The sequence below is a fragment of the Streptomyces montanus genome, assembly GCF_005786655.1.
GTDB classification, from domain to species: domain Bacteria; phylum Actinomycetota; class Actinomycetes; order Streptomycetales; family Streptomycetaceae; genus Streptomyces; species Streptomyces sporangiiformans.
This window is the reverse complement of record NZ_VBZC01000032.1, coordinates 26,353-44,290: the sequence shown is the minus strand read 5'-3', so window position 1 is coordinate 44,290 and position 17,938 is coordinate 26,353. Positions and strand designations below refer to the sequence as shown.

Below are 17,938 nucleotides of genomic sequence, written 5' to 3'. Positions count from 1 at the left end.
GGACACTGAGACATGTACAAGCTCTTCTTCCAGCTGGTCTTCCGACGGATGGACCCGGAGCGGGCCCACCACCTCGCCTTCCGCTGGATCCGCCTCGCGGTCCGCGTCCCCGGCTTGCGGACGTTCGTCGCCGCGCTGCTCGCTCCCCGCTACGAGGAGCTGCGCACCGAGGCGTTCGGGCTGCGGATGCACGGGCCGTTCGGACTCGCGGCGGGCTTCGACAAGAACGCGGTCGCCGTCGACGGGATGTCGATGCTCGGCTTCGACCACATCGAGATCGGTACGGTCACGGGGGAGGCCCAGCCCGGCAACCCCCGCAAGCGGCTGTTCCGGCTCGTCCCCGACCGCGCGCTGATCAACCGCATGGGGTTCAACAACGAGGGGTCGGCCGCGGTCGCCGAGCGTCTGGCTTCCCGTACGCCGGTGTTCAGGACCGTCGTGGGGGTGAACATCGGCAAGACCAAGGTCGTCCCCGAGGCCGAGGCGGCGGCCGACTATGTGAAGTCCACGGAGCGGCTCGCCGAGCACGCCGACTACCTCGTGGTCAACGTCAGCTCCCCGAACACACCCGGCCTGCGCAATCTCCAGGCCACCGAATCACTGCGACCTCTGCTGAGCGCGGTCCGCGAGGCCGCCGACCGCGCGGTCACCTCCCGGCGCGTACCGCTTCTCGTCAAGATCGCCCCCGACCTCGCGGACGAGGACGTCGACGCCGTCGCCGACCTCGCCGTCGAGCTGGGCCTGGACGGGATCATCGCCACGAACACCACCATCGCGCGCGAGGGGCTCGGTCTGAAGTCCGAACCCTCCGTGGTGAAGGAGACCGGCGGTCTCTCCGGGGCCCCTCTGAAGGCCCGCTCCCTGGAGGTCCTGCGCCGCCTCTACGCGCGCGTGGGCGACGACATCACGCTCGTGGGCGTCGGCGGCATCGAGAACGCCGAGGACGCCTGGCAGCGCATCCTCGCCGGCGCCACCCTCGTCCAGGGCTACAGCGCCTTCGTCTACCAGGGCCCCTTCTGGGGCCGCGCGATCCACAAGGGGCTCGCCGCGCGCCTCCGTACGAGTCCCTACGCCACCCTCGCCGACGCGGTCGGCGCCGACGTAAGGAAGGCAGCATGACTGTTCTGGAGCCGTTCGGTGCCCGTCTGCGCCGTGCCATGGACGAGCGCGGCCCGCTCTGCGTCGGCATCGACCCGCACGCCTCGCTGCTCACCGACTGGGGCCTGAACGACGACATCGGCGGCCTGGAGCGCTTCAGCCGCACCGTCGTCGAGGCGCTGGCCGGGCGGGTCGCGGTCCTGAAGCCTCAGAGCGCGTTCTTCGAGCGCTTCGGGTCGCGCGGCATCGCCGTACTGGAGAAGTCGGTCGAGGAGGCGCGGGCCGCCGGTGCGCTCGTCGTCATGGACGCCAAGCGCGGCGACATCGGCTCGACCATGGCCGCGTACGCCGAGACCTTCCTGCGCAAGGACTCCCCGCTCTTCTCGGACGCGCTCACCGTCTCGCCGTACCTCGGCTACGGCTCGCTGAAGCCGGCGGTCGAGCTCGCCCGCGAGAGCGGCGCCGGGCTGTTCGTGCTCGCGCTCACCTCCAACCCGGAGGGCGGCGAGGTGCAGCACGCGGTACGGCCCGACGCCGCCGGCCGGAACGTCGGCGCGACCATGCTCGCGCACCTCGCCGAGGAGAACGCGGGTGCGACCCCGATGGGCTCCTTCGGTGCGGTCGTGGGCGCCACGCTGGGCGACCTCTCCTCCTACGACCTCGACATCAACGGACCCCTCCTCGCACCCGGCATCGGCGCCCAGGGAGCCACGCCCGCCGACCTTCCCGGTACCTTCGGGACGGCGGTGCGCAATGTGGTGCCGAACGTCAGCAGGGGTGTCCTGCGTCACGGGCCCGATCTCGTCGCGCTGCGCGAGGTGGCGGAGGGCTATGCGGAGGAGATCCGGGCCGCCGTGACCGCCGCCTGAGTCCTCCGATGAGTGCCTCCCGGGGCGCTCAGAGTCTGAATACATCCTCAAATCCTGGGCATTATGCCGGAAATGTCCGTCTCGGTTGAGGCTGACCAGGACTTTTCCGCTGTTCTCGCTGACTCCGGCGGACTTGCCCGCTAGTCTCCGACGAGTGGGGGCACCTCCCACGCTTTTAAGGCAGTGGGGGAGAACGGGCGAAAGCGTTGCTCGTTGCTCCCCAGGTGTGGGGCGACTAGGTTCCTCACCGGTCCGTATCCGACAGTTCGACATCCGAGGTGACGTAGGCGTGGCTCTTCCGCCCCTTACCCCTGAACAGCGCGCAGCCGCGCTCGAAAAGGCCGCCGCGGCTCGCCGGGAGCGGGCCGAGGTCAAGAATCGACTCAAGCACTCCGGCGCCTCCCTTCACGAGGTCATCAAGCAGGGTCAGGAGAACGACGTCATCGGCAAGATGAAGGTCTCCGCTCTCCTTGAGTCCCTGCCAGGCGTGGGCAAGGTCCGCGCCAAGCAGATCATGGAGCGACTCGGGATCTCCGAGAGCCGCCGCGTGCGGGGTCTCGGCTCCAACCAGATCGCGTCTCTCGAGCGCGAGTTCGGCGGCGGTGCCGCCTGACGTTCTCGGGCACTCCTGAGAACCTGGATAATCGCTGCATGGCTGCAACATCCCGGGGGACGACCCCCGTACCCCCGGAATCACGTCCGCGGCTGACCGTGCTCTCCGGCCCCTCCGGGGTCGGCAAGAGCACGGTCGTCGCTCATATGCGCAAGGAACACCCCGAGGTCTGGCTCTCGGTGTCGGCGACGACCCGTAAACCACGCCCCGGTGAGAAGCACGGCGTCCACTACTTCTTCGTCAGCGACGAGGAAATGGACAAGCTGATCGCCAATGGCGAGCTTCTCGAATGGGCGGAGTTCGCCGGCAACCGTTACGGCACCCCGCGGGGTGCCGTGATGGAGCGCCTGGAGGCCGGTGAGCCGGTCCTCCTGGAGATCGATCTCCAGGGCGCCCGGCAGGTCCGGGAGTCCATGTCCGAGGCTCTGCTGGTGTTCCTGGCTCCTCCCTCCTGGGAGGAGCTGGTGCGCAGACTCACCGGGCGGGGAACCGAGCCGCCCGAGGTGATCGAGCGCCGCCTGGAGGCGGCCAAGGTCGAGCTGGCGGCCGAGCCGGAGTTCGACGTCACCCTGGTCAACACCTCCGTCGAGGATGTGGCGCGCGAGCTGCTAGCCTTGATGGACGTAGTGTGATCGTTTTCGATCTCATCCCCTCTTTCGGAAGGTAGAGCGTGTCCTCTTCCATTACCGCGCCCGAGGGCATCATCAACCCGCCGATCGACGAGCTCCTCGAGGCCACCGACTCGAAGTACAGCCTCGTGATCTACGCGGCCAAGCGTGCCCGCCAGATCAACGCGTACTACTCGCAGCTCGGCGAAGGTCTTCTCGAGTACGTCGGTCCGCTCGTGGACACGCACGTCCACGAGAAGCCGCTCTCGATCGCCCTGCGCGAGATCAACGCGGGTCTGCTGACCTCCGAGGCCGTCGAGGGCCCGGCGCAGTAAGTAGTACCTGCAGATCGCAGAGGGTTTTTCCACAGGCTCGGCAGCGCGACTGTCGGGCCTGTGGTGTGTGATTGACCTGTACGCCGCTGAGCCGAGGCGTGCGTGTCGTGCGTGTTTCGAGTGCGGGGAGGCCCGGGTGGACAAGCCGAAGGTCGTGCTGGGGGTCAGCGGTGGCATCGCCGCGTACAAGGCGTGCGAGCTGCTGCGCCGGCTGACCGAATCAGGGCATGACGTCCGCGTCGTACCGACCGAGTCGGCGCTCCACTTCGTAGGCGCCGCGACCTGGTCCGCGCTCTCCGGGCACCCCGTCTCGACCGAGGTCTGGTCCGATGTGCACGAGGTCCCGCATGTCCGTATCGGGCAGGAGGCCGACCTGGTGGTCGTGGCCCCCGCCACCGCGGACATGCTGGCGAAGGCGGCCCACGGCCTGGCGGACGACCTGCTGACCAACACCCTGCTCACCGCCCGCTGTCCGGTGGTCTTCGCCCCCGCCATGCACACCGAGATGTGGGAGCACCCGGCCACGCAGGAGAACGTCGCGACGCTCCGCCGCCGCGGTGCCGTCGTCATCGAGCCCGCCGTCGGCCGTCTGACGGGCGTCGACACGGGCAAGGGCCGGCTGCCGGAGCCCGACGAGATCTTCGAGACGTGCCGCCGGGTGCTGGCGCGCGGGGCCCTGGCTCCCGATCTGGCGGGCCGCCACGTCGTGGTCAGCGCCGGTGGCACGCGCGAGCCGCTCGACCCGGTCCGTTTCCTCGGCAACCGCTCCTCGGGCAAGCAGGGGTACGCCCTCGCCCGCACCGCGGCGGCGCGCGGCGCCCGGGTCACACTGATCGCCGCGAACGCCGGGCTGCCGGATCCGGCGGGCGTGGACGTCGTACCGGTCGGGACGGCCGTTCAGCTGCGTGAGGCGGTGCTGAAGGCCGCCGCGGACGCCGACGCGGTGGTGATGGCGGCCGCCGTCGCCGATTTCCGGCCTGCGACGTACGCGACCGGAAAGATCAAGAAAAAGGACGGCGAGGACCCGGAGCCGATCACCCTGGTCCGTAACCCGGACATCCTGGCCGAGATATCCGCCGAGCGCGCCCGCCCCGGCCAGGTGGTCGTCGGCTTCGCGGCCGAGACGGACGACGTCCTGGCCAACGGCCGGACGAAACTGCGGCGCAAGGGGTGCGATCTCCTTGTCGTGAACGAGGTGGGGGAGCGCAAGACCTTCGGCTCCGAGGAGAACGAAGCGGTCGTGCTCGGCGCCGACGGCAGTGAGACACCCGTGCCGTACGGGCCCAAAGAAGCCCTGGCCGAGACCGTGTGGGATCTCGTCGCGCGCCGCCTCGGCTGAATGTCTCATTCGTCTCATCAGGCTCCTCAAAACCACTGAATTCGGGCGTGGGAGCCTGGCGGAGCGTGTTCGTTGTGGCACAGAATGCCTGTGGTGCAGGTCACAGCACTCCCGAGGTGCGAGACGGGTGGACCCGTGGCCGAGCGCGACCGATAAGCTGTTCTCGGACGACACCGGGCGCAGCCCCCGAACCGTCCGCCATTGATCAGCCAGCAGCCGCTGCAACCCCAGGGAGCGTTGTGTCCCGTCGCTTGTTCACCTCGGAATCTGTGACCGAGGGTCACCCCGACAAGATCGCTGACCAGATCAGCGACACCATTCTCGACGCGCTTCTGCGTGAGGACCCGTCGTCCCGGGTCGCCGTAGAGACACTGATCACGACCGGCCTCGTCCATGTGGCGGGCGAGGTCACGACCAAGGCCTACGCGGACATCGCGACGCTGGTCCGCAGCAAGATCCTCGAGATCGGTTACGACTCCTCGAAGAAGGGCTTCGACGGCGCCTCCTGTGGCGTGTCGGTGTCCATCGGCGCCCAGTCACCCGACATCGCTCAGGGTGTGGACACGGCGTACGAGTCCCGTGTCGAGGGCGACGAGGACGAGCTGGACCGCCAGGGCGCGGGTGACCAGGGCCTGATGTTCGGTTACGCGACCGACGAGACGCCCGAGTTGATGCCGCTGCCGATCCATCTGGCGCACCGTCTGTCGAAGCGTCTGTCCGAGGTCCGCAAGAACGGGACGATCCCGTACCTGCGTCCGGACGGCAAGACCCAGGTCACCATCGAGTACGACGGCGACAAGGCCGTTCGCCTGGACACGGTCGTCGTCTCCTCCCAGCACGCGTCGGACATCGACCTGGACTCGCTCCTGGCCCCCGACATCCGCGAGTTCGTGGTCGAGCCGGAGCTCAAGGCTCTCCTCGACGACGGCATCAAGCTGGACACCGACGGCTACCGCCTCCTGGTCAACCCCACCGGCCGCTTCGAGATCGGCGGCCCGATGGGCGACGCCGGCCTCACCGGCCGCAAGATCATCATCGACACGTACGGCGGCATGGCCCGCCACGGTGGCGGCGCCTTCTCCGGCAAGGACCCGTCCAAGGTCGACCGCTCCGCCGCGTACGCGATGCGCTGGGTCGCCAAGAACGTCGTCGCCGCGGGCCTCGCCTCCCGCTGCGAGGTCCAGGTCGCCTACGCCATCGGCAAGGCCGAGCCCGTCGGCCTCTTCGTCGAGACCTTCGGTACGGCGAAGATCGACGCCGAGAAGATCGAGGCGGCGATCAGCGAGGTCTTCGACCTCCGCCCCGCCGCCATCATCCGCGACCTCGACCTGCTGCGCCCGATCTACGCCCAGACGGCGGCGTACGGTCACTTCGGGCGCGCGCTGGACGACTTCACGTGGGAGAAGACGGACCGAGTGGACGCGCTGCGGAAGGCCGTGGGTCTCTGATCCTCGTTCGCTGACTGCTTCCGCGGGCCCGGCTCTCCGTCTGAGAGCCGGGCCCGTTCGCGTCCGTCCACGTACCCGGCCGGTGTGCGAGCGCCGTGTGCACACGCGCCTTGGGGCGTTGGTGGTCCGCGGTGGGGCTGGTCTCGGGGCGTGCGCCGGTGTCAGTGGAGTTTGGTAAGAATGCAAGGGTGAGCAGCAAGAACGGGCAGGGGGACGGCGGTGCCGAGGGGGCGCCGCCGGAGCAGCTTGCGCTCATTCGGGAGAGTGTGCGGAAGGCCAAGGAGCCGCGGGCCAAGCCGCGGACGTGGCGGGGGGCCGCCTTGGCCAAGGAGCGACCGGTGGCGCGGGTGCTCGTGGACAAGGGTGTGCTGCATCTTGATCGGTACTTCGACTACGCCGTTCCCGAGGAGTTGGATGCCGACGCCCAGCCCGGCGTGCGGGTGCGGGTGCGGTTCGGGGCCGGGCGGCATCGGGTGCGGGACGGGCGGCGTGAGGGCGGGGGGCTGATCGACGGGTTCCTGGTGGAGCGGCTCGCCGAGTCCGACTACTCGGGGCCTCTCGCCGCGTTGGCTCAGGTTGTCTCGCCCGAGCCTGTGCTGAGTGAGGAGTTGCTGGGACTCGCACGGGCCGTGGCCGATCGGTATGCGGGGAGTGTGGCCGATGTGCTGCAACTGGCCGTGCCGCCTCGCAACGCACGGGCGGAGAAGAAGCCGTCGCCCGCGCCGTTGCCCGCACCCGAGGTCCCTGACGCCGGGTCGTGGGCGCGATACGGGCGTGGGGAGGCCTTCGTACGAACGCTCGCGACGGGCGGGGCGCCGCGCGCTGTGTGGAACGCGCTGCCGGGGGCCGGTTGGGCCGAGGAGCTGGCGCGGGCCGTCGGTGCGACGCTCGCTTCGGGGCGTGGCGCTCTGGTCGTCGTACCGGACGGGCGGGCTGTGTCCCGGGTCGATGCCGCGCTGACCTCGCTGCTGGGGGAGGGGCGGCATGCGGTGCTGACGGCCGAGGCCGGGCCCGAGAAGCGCTATCGGCAGTGGCTTGCGGTGCGGCGGGGGTCCGTGCGGGCCGTCGTGGGGACGCGGGCCGCCATGTTCGCACCGGTACGGGATCTGGGGCTCGTCGCCATCTGGGACGACGGGGACGACAGCCACAGCGAGCTGCACGCACCTCAGCCGCATGCGCGGGAAGTGCTGCTCCTGAGGGCCGCCCACGACAAGTGCGCCTTTCTGCTGGGAAGTTGGAGCTGCACTGTCGAGGCCGCGCAGCTCGTCGAGAGCGGGTGGGCGGCGCCGCTCGTCGCCGACCGGGAGCAGGTGCGGCAGGCGGCTCCTCTCGTACGGACCGTGAGCGACGGGGATCTCGCGCGGGACGAGGCGGCCCGGGCGGCACGGCTGCCCACGCTCGCCTGGCAGGTCGTACGCGAAGGGCTGCGGCACGGTCCTGTGCTGGTGCAGGTGCCCCGGCGTGGCTACGTACCTCGGATGGCGTGTGCCCAGTGCCGGGCGCCCGCGCGGTGCCGGCAGTGTGCCGGGCCCTTGGAAGGCCAGGACGCCGGGGGCCTGCGGTGCGGGTGGTGCGGACGTGACGAGGGCGCCTGGCAGTGTCCCGAATGCGGTGGGTTCCGGCTGCGCGCGCAGGTCGTGGGGGCGCGGCGGACCGCCGAGGAACTGGGCCGCGCGTTTCCGGCCGTGCCCGTGCGGACATCGGGGCGCGAGCAGGTGCTGGACACGGTTCCGGGGGCCGCCGCGCTCGTCGTCAGCACGCCGGGTGCGGAGCCCGTCGCCGAGGGCGGTTACGCGGCGGCGTTGCTGCTCGACGGCTGGGCGATGCTGGGGCGGCCCGATCTGCGGGCGGGCGAGGAGGCGTTGCGACGGTGGACCGGGGCGGCGGCGCTCGTACGGGAGCAGGGGGCCGGCGGTACGGTCGTGATCGTCGCCGAGCCGACGCTGCGGCCTGTGCAGGCGCTGGTGCGCTGGGATCCCGTCGGGCACGCCGTCCGTGAGCTCGCGGAGCGGGCCGAGCTGGGGTTCCCGCCGGTGTCGCGGATGGCGGCCGTGTCCGGTACGGCGGAGGCGCTCGCCGGATTCCTGGCCGCGGTCCGACTGCCCTATGGCGCCGAGCTGTTGGGGCCGGTCCCCCTGCCCGTCACGGACGCCGGCCGGCCTCGGCGTACGGGGGCGCCGCCGGTCGGTGAGCAGTGGGAGCGGGCGTTGATCCGGGTGCCGCCGGGGAGTGGAGCCGCGTTGGCCTCCGCTCTGAAATCCGCGCAGGCGGCGCGGATGGCTCAGGGGGGCGGTGAGGTGGTTCGGGTTCGGATCGATCCGCCGGACATTGGGTGACGGGTACTTGCGGTTGCGGTCGTGGCACCGGATCGCCGGGCGCCGATGCGCGTCTGCCTCCCGACGTTCGTCGGGAGGCAGACGGATGACTGGTGTGCGTCAGCCGCTGCGCGGCCCCGGGAAGGCGCTCGGCCTTGCCTCCTCGCGGAGGGTGGGGCTGCCTGCCTTCGGCTGCGCGGGCAAGGGCAGGGAGCGCGCCGCGGGCACCGCGGGGAGACCCGCGTTGACGGCGACCGGACGGGCGCTCGACGACTCCGTGGCGCGCTCGGCCTCCGCGGCGGCCTGTGCGGCGGCGCGTCGGGCGCCGTAACGGCGGTGCACCGCCTGCTTGGTGACTCCGAGTGCGGAGCCCACTGCGTCCCACGAGAAACCCAGTGAGCGATCGAAGTCCACGGCGGCCGTGACCAGGGTTTCGACACTGTCCCGCAGCTCCTGGGCGAGGCGGACGGTCGGGGCGGGGGCGCGTCCGTAGACGACGAAGCCTGTGGACGGGCCGGAGCGGCGCGGGCGGTAGACGTTGCCCAACTGGGCGGTGAGCGTGCGCAGTGCGTCCACCTGCCGGCGGACCCGCTCGATGTCCCGCACCAGCAAGTGCAGGCTGGCCCGAGCCTGGGCGTCGTGGGTTGCATGGTCGGCCATGAACAAGCCTCTCGAACCGGCGTTGAAAAGGATCGGGCCGCGACCGCGGCCCGTTGTGGTCAACTCTGTCTTGACCAACGCGGCTGAGGGTGAGTGGTCACGCTGCAGGGGCGCGGGGGCGTGTGCGTACGCCCCCGGCGGTCGGGGGCGCGCGGCGTTCGGATGCGTTCGAGCGCGCGTTGGGCACATCCTTCTCGCTCGCGCATGCCACGGCCTTCGGTCGGCCGGTTCGCGGCCCGCGCCTTCAACGATCCGTACGCCCCATAGACTGGTGAGCTGCCCGTCACGTATTCGCCCGAGAGGCCGACTCCCGCCCATGAAGCTCGTCTTCGCAGGTACCCCCGAGGTCGCCGTTCCCGCTCTGGACGCCCTGATCGCCTCCGGGCGGCACGAGGTGGCCGCCGTCGTCACCCGGCCCGACGCCCCGGCGGGGCGGGGGCGGAGGCTGATCGCGAGCCCGGTCGCGGAGCGGGCGGAGGAGGCGGGGATCGAGGTGCTGAAGCCGGCGAAGCCCCGGGACGAGGAGTTCCTCGCGCGGCTGCGCGAGATCGCGCCCGACTGCTGTCCCGTGGTCGCTTACGGGGCGCTGTTGCCGCGGGTCGCGCTCGACATCCCCGCCCACGGCTGGGTCAATCTGCATTTCTCGCTGCTGCCCGCCTGGCGTGGTGCGGCGCCCGTGCAGCACGCGCTCATGGCGGGGGACGAGATCACGGGTGCGTCCACCTTCCTGATCGAGGAGGGGCTCGACTCCGGGCCTGTCTACGGGACCGTCACCGAGGAAGTACGGCCCACCGACACGAGCGGGGATCTGCTGACGCGGCTCGCCTTCGCGGGCGCCGGGCTCCTCGCCGCGACGATGGACGGGATCGAGGACGGCACGCTCAAGGCCGTACCGCAGCCTGCGGACGGCGTCACGATCGCTCCGAAGATCACCGTGGAGGACGCCCGGATCGACTGGGACGCACCCGCGCTGCGCGTCGACCGTGTCGTACGCGGCTGCACCCCCGCGCCCGGTGCGTGGACCGTCTTCCGCGGCGAGCGTCTCAAGCTCATCCAGGTGGCGCTCGCGCCCCAGCGCACGGACCTCGACCTCGCCCCGGGTGCGCTGGCCGTCGGCAAGAACAACGTGTACGTCGGCACCGGCTCGCACCCCGTCGAGCTCCTGTGGGTCCAGGCTCAGGGCAAGAAGCCGATGCGCGCCGCGGACTGGGCACGCGGGGTACGGATCGCCTCCGGCGAGCAGGTCGGGGTGTAGCCGGGGCTCAATGCCCCGCGTGTGCCTCGTGTTCACCGCTGTCCGGCTGTCCGGCCCGCTGACCTTTCTCGACCACCACGAACTGGCCCATCATGCCCTGGTCCTCGTGGTAGAGGAGATGGCAGTGGTACATGTACGGAGTGTCCGGGTCGGCCGGGCCTTCGAAGCGCAGCGCCAGCTTCATCGTCGTACCGCTCGGCACGAAGACGGTGTCCTTGGCGGCGCCCAGCAGATGCGGCGGCGGGGTCTTTCCGTTCACCTCCAGGACGCGGAACTGCACGTCGTGGACGTGGAAGTTGTGCGGCATACCGTTGGTGTTGCGCACGGTCCAGGTCTCGGTGGTGCCCCGGGTGACCGTCTCGTCCACCCGGTCCATGGCCATCTTGTGTCCATTGATCCCGGACCGCTTCAGGTCGAAGTGGCGGGCGCGCACGGCCCCGGAGCCGTCCGGTACCTCCGGCTCACCCAGCCGCTCCCGCAGTGCGGGCGAGGGGCGGAGCGTCGCCGCGGCCCGCAGTTGCAGGATGTCGAACGAGTCGTCGCCCCCGCCGAACCGGGTGTTCCAGGCGTCCCCGTAGTTGTCCTGCGGAAAGCTGCGCAGGGTGGTGCGCTCGCCGGGCCGCATCCGTACGACGATCTCGGCGCGTTCCCCGGGCGAGAGCTGCAGCCGGTCGGTCTCCACGGGGCGTTCCAGGAGGCCGCCGTCGGTCGCTATGTGCGCATAGCGTCGGCTGTCGTCGAAGCCGAAGGAGTAGGTGCGGGCCGTCGAGGCGTTGAGCAGGCGCAGCCGCACCAGCTCGTCACGGACCTCTCGGTACGGATCGAGGGTGCCGTTGACCATGGTGCGGTCGCCGAGGAAGCCGACGTCCTGCATCATGCCGCGCCGGTCGTCGAACCGATCGCCGTCGAACTTCACGTCCTGGACGATGACGGGCAGGTCGTCGACGCCGTACTTCTTCGGCAGCGGCAGGGCGGAGGACCTCTCGTCGTCGAGAAGGAACATCCCGGCGAGGCCGCGCTGGACGTGCTTCGCCGTGCGCCCGTGCGGATGCGGGTGGTACCAGAGGGTGGCGGCGGGCTGGTCGATCTTCCAGTGGGGGGTCCACGTGGCGCCCGGCCGCACCATCTGGTGCGGGCCGCCGTCCATCCGTGCGGGCAGGTGCATGCCGTGCCAGTGCACGGTCGACGACTCGTCAAGTGTGTTGCGGACCCTGACCTCCACCTTGTCACCGCGTTCGGCGCGCAGGGTCGGGCCGAGGTGATCGCCGTTGAAGCCCCAGGTGGTGGTCGGTCGGCCCGGCCTGAACTCGGTCTCGCCGGCGCGCATTTCCAGGTCGAAGACCTTGGTGCCGTCCGCCTTGACGCGGGTGTGCTCGGCGAGCGGGGGTATGACGAGTTCATTGGCGAAGGAGCTCTTGCCGGCCGTGCTGGTGTCGGCGCCGGTCCACAGCCAGGCGAACCCTCCGCCGAGGGCGGCGAGCAAGACGGCCACCACCGTGCCGAGTGTGATCAGGACCCGCTTGAGCGTGCGGCGCCCGCCTGTGTTCCTCGTCCCCGTTTTCGTCATACCTCGACGGTCTCGGCGCGGCGGTGCCACGGGTATCCGGGCACCGCCCTGAGCTGCCCCGGGCTTGTCCCCTACGGGACCCGGGCTCGCGACCCTGGTCGCCGCCGGCCTGGGCGGGCCGGTGTGTTCCGGCCCCTCCCGCCCGGCGCCACCGCCCCGCCCGCGACGTACGCTGGTGAGGTAGCCCTTCCAAGATCCGGAGCACCTTTTACGTGAACGAGCAGGACCGTCGTCGTCGCCCTCAGGGCAAGCCCCATCGTCGTCCGAAGAAGGACCCCGTCCGGATGCTCGCCTTCGAGGCGTTGCGGGCTGTCGACGAGCGGGACGCGTACGCCAATCTCGTGCTGCCGCCGCTGCTGAGGAAGGCGCGGCAGAAGGGGGACTTCGACGGGCGGGACGCCGCGCTGGCCACGGAGTTGGTGTACGGGACACTGCGGCGGCAGGGGACGTACGACGCCGTCATCGCGGCCTGTGTGGACCGGCCGTTGCGTGAGGTCGACCCGCCCGTCCTCGATGTGCTGAGCCTTGGCGTGCACCAGTTGCTCGGTACGCGGATTCCGACGCACGCCGCCGTGTCCGCCTCCGTCGAGCTCGCCAGGGTCGTACTCGGCGACGGGCGGGCCAAGTTCGTCAACGCCGTCCTCAGGAAGGTCGCCCAGCACGACCTCGACGGGTGGCTGGAGCGGGTGGCGCCGCCCTACGACGAGGACCCCGAGGACCACCTCGCCGTCGTGCACTCGCATCCGCGGTGGATCGTCTCCGCGCTGTGGGACTCGCTCGGCGGGGGACGTGCCGGGATCGAGGACCTCCTTGAAGCCGACAACGAGCGGCCCGAGGTGACCCTGGTCGCCCGGCCCGGGCGCTCCACCGCCGATGAGCTGCTGGGCGCGCTCGATGACGAGGCCGCTCTGGCCGGGCGCTGGTCACCGTATGCCGTGCGGCTTTCCGAGGGCGGCGAACCGGGTGCCATCGAGGCCGTGCGCGAAGGCCGGGCCGGAGTGCAGGACGAGGGCAGCCAGCTCGTGGCGCTCGCCCTCGCGAACGCGCCCCTCGACGGGCCGGACAAGACGTGGCTGGACGGCTGCGCCGGTCCCGGCGGCAAGGCGGCGATGCTCGCCGGGCTCGCCGCCGAGCGCGGTGCCGTGCTGCTGGCCGCCGAGAAGCAGCCGCACCGAGCCGGTCTCGTGGCGAAGGCGCTCGCCGGGAACCCGGGGCCGTACCAGGTCATCGCCGCCGACGGCACGCGTCCGCCGTGGCGGGCCGGCACGTTCGACCGCGTACTGATGGACGTGCCCTGCACGGGACTCGGAGCCCTGCGCCGCCGTCCCGAGGCGCGCTGGCGTCGCCGGCCCGACGACCTGGACGGCTTCGCGCCGCTGCAGCGCGGGCTGCTGCGTACGGCGCTGGCGTCGGTGCGGGTCGGCGGTGTCGTCGGGTACGCCACCTGCTCGCCGCACCTCGCCGAGACCCGTGCGGTCGTCGACGACGTCCTCAAGCAGTACGAGGGCTCCACCGAGAGCGGCTCCGCCGAACTGCTGGACGCCCGCCCGCTGCTGCCGGGCGTACCGGCTCTGGGCGACGGTCCCGACGTACAGCTGTGGCCGCATCTGCACGGGACGGATGCGATGTACCTGGCGCTGATCCGTCGAACGGGCTGACGGGCGGGCGGGTGCCAGCCATGGGTGCAGTCGGCTACATGGCCGTCTACGGCGCGTCCAAGCATGCGATCGAGGGCTACTCCCAGTCCCTGGACCACGAGGTCCGGCAGTACGGCGTCCGCTCGCTCCTCGTCGAACCCGCCTACACCAACACCGGATTCGAGGCCAACAGCGCCAAGCCCGACACCCCCCTGCAGACCTACGCCGACCAGCGGCACGTCTTCGACCGCCTGATGACGGAGGCGATCAAGGACGGCGACGACCCCGCCGTGGTCGCCAAGGCGATCGTCACGGCCGCCACCGACGCGAAGCCGAAACTGCGCTACGCCGCCGGCCCCATGGCCGGACGCGCACGCCTGCTCCGCTTCGCTCCCGCCTGGGGTCCTGGACAAGCAGATCCGCACGATGAACAAGCTCACCGGCTGACACCCGCCACCCCGCGCACCCCGTCCACCAAGCACGTCGGCACCCGCACATCCCATCGCGCCGCTGATACCGGAAGAGACCCATGTCCGAGACCCTGCACTCCGCCGCCGCTACCGTCGCGAGCTGGCGCTCCGCCGAGGAACGCGGTGACGTCGACGCCGCGGTCGCGTGCCTGAGCCGCGACGTCGTGCTCTCCGAGTTTCCCGACCGTGTCGTAGAGCCAGTGCGGCACTGTGTAGCCGCCGGAGCTCGCGTGCTCGACTGTGCGCTGCGCCGCAACCGCCTCGACACCCCCTGAAAACCGATCGGTTTTTATTTCGTCCGCATCGAGTTAACCTCGCAGTATGACCACCGAAGTGAAGCCAAGTACCAGAGAGCGGCTGCTGGAGGCTGCGGCCACGCTCACCTACCGGGACGGTGTCGGCATCGGCGTCGAGGCGCTGTGCAAGGCGGCGGGGGTGTCGAAGCGCTCCCTGTACCAGCTGTTCGAGAGCAAGGACGAACTGCTGGCGGCGAGCCTGGAGGAGCGCTCCTCTGCCTTCGTGGCGACCCTTCTGCCCGCGGCGGACGATGGCCGATCGTCCCGCGAGCGGATCCTGTACGTCTTCGGGCGGATGGAGTCGCAGGCGGCTGCGCCCGAATTCCGAGGCTGTCGGTACCTGGCTGTTCAGGTCGAGCTCAAGGATCAGAGCCACCCCGCGAGCCGGGTGGCCCATCAGATCAAAGCGAACCTGACGGCGTTCTTCCGTTCCGAGGCCGAACAGGGCGGGGCGAGCGATCCCGACCTGCTGGCCCGGCAGCTCATCCTCGTCTTCGATGGCGCCAGTGCCCGTGCGGGAATCCAGGCCGACAACCTGGCCGGGCTCATCGCGCCCACTGTGACCACCCTGCTCGATGCGGCAGGCATGCGCTGACGCGGCGCCTTATTAATGCCTGGTCAGCCCCGTGTGTGATGGGGGGTGTCTCCAAGGTGGCCGTGCCGCGCCGGAGGTCGTGCAGCAGGATGGGCTGGAGACCCGGAGGCGGCGGGGGACCGCTCGAAACAGTCGGTGACCTTGCCGGGGTGCGCCCAGGAGCTGTCCTCCTGGGCGACCCGGCTCGGGGCGCGGCGTGTGCAGGCTGCGGTTCTCCGTGTGTCCGAGGGACGGTCGCCGGTTGGAGCTCAGCGTAGGCCGGCGAAGAGGTCGGTCTCGGGCAGGGGCGCGCCGGTGGTGTCGTGGACCCGGACGAACGTCTCCACTCCCATGAGCTGTGTGAACCTCTCCTTGCCCATCCGCAGGAAGAAGATGTTCTCACCCTGGCTGGCATGCGCGGCCAGCGCGTCGAACTTCTGGCTGCCGAACTCAGTCGTGTCCACCCACGTGGTGATCTCCTCGTCGGGCAGGCCGATTTCGGGCCCTTCTCCGGCGTCGGACGGATCCGGCTCCTCCCAGTCCGTGCCGAACTCGCGCATGATCTGCCCGAACTGCTTCATCATCGAGCGCGGCGCCGTCGTCCAGTACACCTTCGACGCCATCCCGGTCAGCGACAGCGCTGCCATTGTGATCCGGTTCGCCTGGATGTGATCGGGATGGCCGTAGAACCCGTTCTCGTCGTAGGTCACGACGACATCAGGCTGGTAACGCAGCATCAGTTCGGCCAGCCGAGCGGCTGCCTCATCCACGGGCGTACTCCAGAACGATCCGGGCGCGCTGTTGGTGGGCCAGCCCATCATCCCGGAGTCGGCGTACCCGAGCAGCTCAAGATGACCGACCCTCAGGACGTCACAGCTCGCTTCGAGCTCGCCTCGACGCATCACGGCAACGGCACCTGGATCATGCCCGGGGTCGCCCGGCTTGGCGCCCCCCGGACCGTCACCGCAGCTACCGTCGGTGCACGTGACGAGCACCGTGCGGATGCCCTCCGCCGCATAACGCCTCAGGACACCCCCTGTTCCCGTAGCCTCGTCGTCCGGGTGGGCGTGCACTGCCATCAGTGTCAAAGGCCGGTCAGCCATGAAATCCATCCCCTGGTCGGTCAAGCGATCGGTGCCAGTCTGCGGCACAGCGGTACGTGACCGCCCGCAGTCCCCGAGTCCGTCCGGTGCCTCCGGATCAGACCGGCCTGGGTTCAACCGCTGTTGTCCTCCAGTGAGGCCGGTGCCTGGGCGAGGACGCCACCCCACGGCCGCGAGCGCACCGCGATGCTATGACGGCGCCGGCATGCGGCTTCCTGGCGCTGCTGGGATATGGGCCAGCGCCTCGACTTGGAATGTGAAAACTGATCGGTTTACGATGGGCCTGAAACCGACCGGTTTCATCGTCGGAGTCTCGGCGGGGTGCTGTATCCCCGGTTCCGCGTCGACGGCCGTGTGTGCCGAGATTGAACGTTCCGAGGGTCGCCGGACCGCAATGAAGCTGTCCGCTCTTCTCCGGATATGAGTGTGTTGTCCGAGACCGGAGTAAGTCATGAGTGGGATTCACCCGTTCCGCGTCCTGCGTGCCAAACCCCTGTGGATCGCCAACGGCGTCATCACGGGCGTCCTCGCGCTGCTGTTCACCGTGTTCTACGTCGGGGCCAACATCGATCCCGTCGATCACATGAAGAATCTGCCCGTCGGCCTGGTCAACGCCGACAAGGGGGCCGCTGTCGGCGGCGAGCAGGTCAACCTGGGGGCTCGGATCACCGAGTCGATCAAGAAGTCCACCGCGAGCGGGGACAAGATCGACTGGAAGGTGATGGACGAGAAGGAGATGAAGGAGGAACTCGGCAAGGGCGAGCTGTACGGCGCGCTCGTCGTCCCCGCCGACTTCACCTCCGCCACCACCGCACTCACCGGCGCCGCGACCACCGGGGCCCCGACCCGTCCGACGCTGACGGTGCTGACCAACCAGTCCGCCGGCAGTGTGGGCTCCAGTCTGGCCCGGACTGCGACGACGCAAGCGGCCGAAGGCGCCTCGCTCCAGGTGGGCAAGGAGCTCATGTCCCAGGGCGGGACCGGGCAGGCGAAGCTGCCCACCGCGGCACGCGTCCTGCTGGCCGACCCGGCCGCCGTCACCGTCGAGGACGGCCATCCCCTCGACTCGCACAGCGGCCTGGGCCTGACGGCGTTCTACTACGCCCTCGTCCTCGTGGTCTGCGGCATGCTCTCCGCCAACGTCATCAGCGGCCAGGTGGACCACGCCCTCGGCTACACCCACAACGACATGGGCCCGCTGCGCCTGCACCGCCCGCTCATCCGGGCGACCCGGGTGCAGACCCTCGCCATCAGCAGCACCCTCATGGCCGGGCTGTCCCTGCTGATGGGGAGCCTGGTCATGGTGGGCGCGGTCGGACTCATGGGGATGCACGCCGCCCATCTGCCGCTGCTGTGGCTGTTCTCGGTGTGCGCCATCGCGGTCTCCGGGATCGGTGCGCTCACCCTGCTCGCCGTCTTCGGTACGCCCGGCATGCTGGTGGTCACGCTGGTCTTCATCGGGATGGCGGTGCCGACGGCCAACGCCACCACGCCGATCCAGGCACTGCCCGGCTTCTACCGCTTCCTCGCGGAGTTCGAACCCCTGCGGCAGATCACCGGCGGCATCCGCTCGATCCTCTACTACGACGCCCAGGCCGACGCCGGCCTGACCCGGGGCTGGGTCATGATGGCCGTCGGCCTCGCGGCGGCCGCCCTCTTCGGCTTCGGCATGGCCAGCTGGTACGACCGCAAGGGGCTGCACCGCATCCCCGCCGAGACGGAGCCCGAGAAGACCGCTGCCGCGGCGTAGC

General features: G+C 70.3%; 16 protein-coding genes and 1 pseudogene. 14 read left to right on the top strand and 3 right to left on the bottom strand.

Features of this window, described 5'->3' with window-relative positions:
* Window positions 1-12 precede the first annotated feature (12 nt).
* From FE633_RS26870 to FE633_RS26835, 8 genes are all read left to right on the top strand, one after another.
* Window positions 13-1,119 (top strand): quinone-dependent dihydroorotate dehydrogenase, encoded by a 1,107-nt coding sequence (locus tag FE633_RS26870; protein ID WP_138047776.1) that lies wholly within the window; start codon window positions 13-15, stop codon window positions 1,117-1,119.
* The gene (gene pyrF / locus FE633_RS26865) at window positions 1,116-1,967 is read left to right on the top strand and encodes an orotidine-5'-phosphate decarboxylase (protein ID WP_138047775.1); all 852 of its coding nucleotides are present in this window, start codon (window positions 1,116-1,118) and stop codon (window positions 1,965-1,967) included. Before FE633_RS26870 ends, pyrF begins: the two co-directional genes overlap by 4 nt.
* Window positions 1,968-2,256: 289 nt before the next feature.
* Complete coding sequence (locus FE633_RS26860; protein ID WP_005319887.1) at window positions 2,257-2,580, top strand: integration host factor; 324 nt, start codon at window positions 2,257-2,259, stop codon at window positions 2,578-2,580.
* A 38-nt stretch (window positions 2,581-2,618) separates the two neighbouring features.
* Window positions 2,619-3,212 carry a guanylate kinase gene (gene gmk, locus FE633_RS26855; protein WP_138047774.1) on the top strand — a complete coding sequence of 198 codons (594 nt, stop codon included), beginning with the start codon at window positions 2,619-2,621 and terminating at the stop codon, window positions 3,210-3,212.
* 38 nt (window positions 3,213-3,250) lie between these two features.
* The gene (gene rpoZ / locus FE633_RS26850) at window positions 3,251-3,523 is read left to right on the top strand and encodes a DNA-directed RNA polymerase subunit omega (RefSeq protein WP_003982715.1); all 273 of its coding nucleotides are present in this window, start codon (window positions 3,251-3,253) and stop codon (window positions 3,521-3,523) included.
* A 136-nt stretch (window positions 3,524-3,659) separates the two neighbouring features.
* Window positions 3,660-4,862 carry a bifunctional phosphopantothenoylcysteine decarboxylase/phosphopantothenate--cysteine ligase CoaBC gene (gene coaBC, locus FE633_RS26845; RefSeq protein WP_138047773.1) on the top strand — a complete coding sequence of 401 codons (1,203 nt, stop codon included), beginning with the start codon at window positions 3,660-3,662 and terminating at the stop codon, window positions 4,860-4,862.
* 239 nt (window positions 4,863-5,101) lie between these two features.
* The gene (gene metK / locus FE633_RS26840; RefSeq protein ID WP_138047772.1) at window positions 5,102-6,310 is read left to right on the top strand and encodes a methionine adenosyltransferase; all 1,209 of its coding nucleotides are present in this window, start codon (window positions 5,102-5,104) and stop codon (window positions 6,308-6,310) included.
* Window positions 6,311-6,498: 188 nt separating this feature from the next.
* Window positions 6,499-8,646 carry a primosomal protein N' gene (locus FE633_RS26835; protein WP_138047771.1) on the top strand — a complete coding sequence of 716 codons (2,148 nt, stop codon included), beginning with the start codon at window positions 6,499-6,501 and terminating at the stop codon, window positions 8,644-8,646.
* Window positions 8,647-8,745: 99 nt separating this feature from the next.
* Here FE633_RS26835 and FE633_RS26830 read toward each other — a convergent pair whose 3' ends face one another.
* Entirely contained in the window at window positions 8,746-9,285 is a 540-nt protein-coding gene (locus tag FE633_RS26830; RefSeq protein ID WP_138047770.1) for a hypothetical protein, read from the bottom strand.
* 316 nt (window positions 9,286-9,601) lie between these two features.
* On the opposite strand from FE633_RS26830, the gene fmt reads away from it, so the two are divergent.
* Complete coding sequence (gene fmt / locus FE633_RS26825) at window positions 9,602-10,540, top strand: methionyl-tRNA formyltransferase (RefSeq protein WP_138047769.1); 939 nt, start codon at window positions 9,602-9,604, stop codon at window positions 10,538-10,540.
* Between the two features lie 7 nt (window positions 10,541-10,547).
* Here the strand turns inward: fmt and FE633_RS26820 are convergent, their stop codons facing one another.
* On the bottom strand, window positions 10,548-12,107 hold the full coding sequence (locus FE633_RS26820; RefSeq protein ID WP_138047768.1) for a multicopper oxidase family protein: 1,560 nt from the start codon (window positions 12,105-12,107) through the stop codon (window positions 10,548-10,550).
* 212 nt (window positions 12,108-12,319) lie between these two features.
* On the opposite strand from FE633_RS26820, the gene FE633_RS26815 reads away from it, so the two are divergent.
* The 4 genes and pseudogenes from FE633_RS26815 (at window position 12,320) to FE633_RS26800 (ending at window position 15,105) form a co-directional block, all read left to right on the top strand.
* The gene (locus FE633_RS26815) at window positions 12,320-13,765 is read left to right on the top strand and encodes an RsmB/NOP family class I SAM-dependent RNA methyltransferase (protein WP_138047767.1); all 1,446 of its coding nucleotides are present in this window, start codon (window positions 12,320-12,322) and stop codon (window positions 13,763-13,765) included.
* Between the two features lie 35 nt (window positions 13,766-13,800).
* Window positions 13,801-14,191: pseudogene (locus FE633_RS26810) on the top strand (SDR family NAD(P)-dependent oxidoreductase); the annotation flags it as partial.
* 82 nt (window positions 14,192-14,273) lie between these two features.
* Entirely contained in the window at window positions 14,274-14,489 is a 216-nt protein-coding gene (locus tag FE633_RS26805; protein ID WP_138047766.1) for a hypothetical protein, read from the top strand.
* A gap of 46 nt (window positions 14,490-14,535) precedes the next feature.
* A complete protein-coding gene (locus tag FE633_RS26800; RefSeq protein WP_138047765.1) occupies window positions 14,536-15,105 on the top strand; it encodes a TetR/AcrR family transcriptional regulator in 570 nt (189 codons plus the stop codon).
* Window positions 15,106-15,353: 248 nt separating this feature from the next.
* Here the strand turns inward: FE633_RS26800 and FE633_RS26795 are convergent, their stop codons facing one another.
* Window positions 15,354-16,187, bottom strand: coding sequence for a PIG-L family deacetylase (locus FE633_RS26795; RefSeq protein ID WP_138047764.1), 834 nt, complete (start codon window positions 16,185-16,187; stop codon window positions 15,354-15,356).
* A 451-nt stretch (window positions 16,188-16,638) separates the two neighbouring features.
* On the opposite strand from FE633_RS26795, the gene FE633_RS26790 reads away from it, so the two are divergent.
* Entirely contained in the window at window positions 16,639-17,937 is a 1,299-nt protein-coding gene (locus tag FE633_RS26790; RefSeq protein WP_138047763.1) for an SNG1 family protein, read from the top strand.
* Window position 17,938 lies beyond the last annotated feature (1 nt).

Excerpts from the sequence above, each read along its gene's own strand:
- fmt (WP_138047769.1), top strand. The coding sequence starts at position 9,602 with ATGAAGCTCGTCTTCGCAGGTACCCCCGAGGTCGCCGTTCCCGCTCTG.
- pyrF (WP_138047775.1), top strand. The coding sequence starts at position 1,116 with ATGACTGTTCTGGAGCCGTTCGGTGCCCGTCTGCGCCGTGCCATGGAC.
- FE633_RS26800 (WP_138047765.1), top strand. The coding sequence starts at position 14,536 with ATGACCACCGAAGTGAAGCCAAGTACCAGAGAGCGGCTGCTGGAGGCT.
- FE633_RS26795 (WP_138047764.1), bottom strand. The coding sequence starts at position 16,187 with ATGGCTGACCGGCCTTTGACACTGATGGCAGTGCACGCCCACCCGGAC.
- FE633_RS26870 (WP_138047776.1), top strand. The coding sequence starts at position 13 with ATGTACAAGCTCTTCTTCCAGCTGGTCTTCCGACGGATGGACCCGGAG.
- FE633_RS26830 (WP_138047770.1), bottom strand. The coding sequence starts at position 9,285 with ATGGCCGACCATGCAACCCACGACGCCCAGGCTCGGGCCAGCCTGCAC.
- FE633_RS26820 (WP_138047768.1), bottom strand. The coding sequence starts at position 12,107 with ATGACGAAAACGGGGACGAGGAACACAGGCGGGCGCCGCACGCTCAAG.
- FE633_RS26790 (WP_138047763.1), top strand. The coding sequence starts at position 16,639 with ATGAGTGGGATTCACCCGTTCCGCGTCCTGCGTGCCAAACCCCTGTGG.
- FE633_RS26805 (WP_138047766.1), top strand. The coding sequence starts at position 14,274 with ATGTCCGAGACCCTGCACTCCGCCGCCGCTACCGTCGCGAGCTGGCGC.
- gmk (WP_138047774.1), top strand. The coding sequence starts at position 2,619 with ATGGCTGCAACATCCCGGGGGACGACCCCCGTACCCCCGGAATCACGT.